2 protein-coding genes are annotated in these 1,343 nt (G+C 78.7%); both read left to right on the forward strand.

Features of this window, described 5'->3' with window-relative positions; translation table 11 throughout:
- Positions 1–980, forward strand: a 980-nt coding sequence (locus tag ACVMLK_RS21040) for a DinB/UmuC family translesion DNA polymerase (RefSeq protein WP_457487542.1), incomplete at its 5' end; no start/stop codon positions are given.
- On the forward strand, positions 964–1,343 hold a 380-nt coding region (locus ACVMLK_RS21045; RefSeq protein WP_457487543.1), incomplete at its 3' end, for a PHP domain-containing protein. The genes ACVMLK_RS21040 and ACVMLK_RS21045, both read left to right, overlap by 17 nt.

A 1,343-nucleotide genomic window follows, 5' to 3' on the forward strand; every position in this document is an offset into this window, starting at 1 on the left:
CCGAGGCCCTCTCCCCCTTGCCGCTGGAACGGCTGCGCCTGCCGGCGGAGATGCTGCGGCGGCTGCGTGGCCTGGGGCTGCGGCGCATTGGGGAGGTGCTGGCGCAGCCGCGCGGGCCGCTGACGCGCCGCTTCGGTCCCGGCCTGCTGGCACGGCTCGACCTGGCCACCGGCGCCGCCCGTGCCGCGCTGCGCCCCCTCGCGCCGCCGCCGGTCTTCGCCGCCACCCTCGCCCCACCCGAGCCGCTGATCACGCGCGCCGGGCTGGATGCGGCCCTGGCGCGCCTGCTGCCCGAGCTCTGCCATCGGCTCGAGGCGGCGGGCCAGGGGCTGCGCCGCCTGCGGCTGGCGTTGCGGCGGGTGGATGGCAGCCGGCAGGAGATCGGGCTCGGCACCGGCGGCCCGGTGCGCGACCCGGCGCACCTTGCCCGCCTGCTGCGGGAAAAGCTGGAAGGGGTGGCGCCGGGCTTCGGCATCGAGCGGCTGGAGGTGCGCGCCCTCGAGACCCAGCCGCTCGAGGCCCGCCAGTCCGAGGGGCTGGCGGATGGCGAGGCGGCGGCGCGGGAGGCGCTGGAGCGGCTGCTGGACCGGCTGGGCCAGCGCCTGCCCGTCTGGCGGGCGCAGCCCTGTGCCTCGCACTGGCCGGAGCAGGCGGTGCGGGCGGTCTCGCCTTTCGCCGTGGTGCGGACGCCCTCGGACTGGGACAACCACCGGGATGGCCCCTGGGGCGGCCGCCCACGCCCGGTCTGGCTGCTAGCCCGGCCGGAGCCGGTCGAGGCGGCCCCCGATGGCCTGGTCTGGCGCGGCCGGCCGCGCCCGCTGCGGCATCGCGAGGGGCCGGAGCGGCTGGAGGCGGAATGGTGGGGTGCGGCGCCGGAGCGGCCGCCCCGCGACTACTGGCGCGTGGAATGCGAGGACGGGCTGCGCCTCTGGCTCTGCCGCAGCGAGGCCCGCTGGTTCCTGCATGGCCTCTTCGCCTGAGGATCCGCCCGGCTTCGCCGAGCTTTGCGCCCGCTCCTGCTTCTCGCTGCTGGAGGGCGCCTCGCAGCCCGATGAGCTGGTGGCCATGGCCGCGGCGCTCGGCCATGCCGGCTTCGGCCTCTGCGACCGGATGAGCCTGGCCGGCGTGGTGCGCGCCCATGTCGCGGCGCGCGAGGCGGGGCTGCCCTTCGCCCTGGGCGCCCGGCTGGTGCTGCAGGATGGGCCGGAGATGCTGGCCTGGCCCACCGACCGCGCCGGCTACGGGCGCCTCACCCGGCTGCTCTCCGCGGCGCGGATGGCGGCGCGCGGCGAGGCCTGCCGCCTCGCGCCGGACGCGGTGGAGGCGGCCGCCGAGGGCTGGGC

The sequence above is a fragment of the Teichococcus aerofrigidensis genome (genome assembly GCF_054073225.1).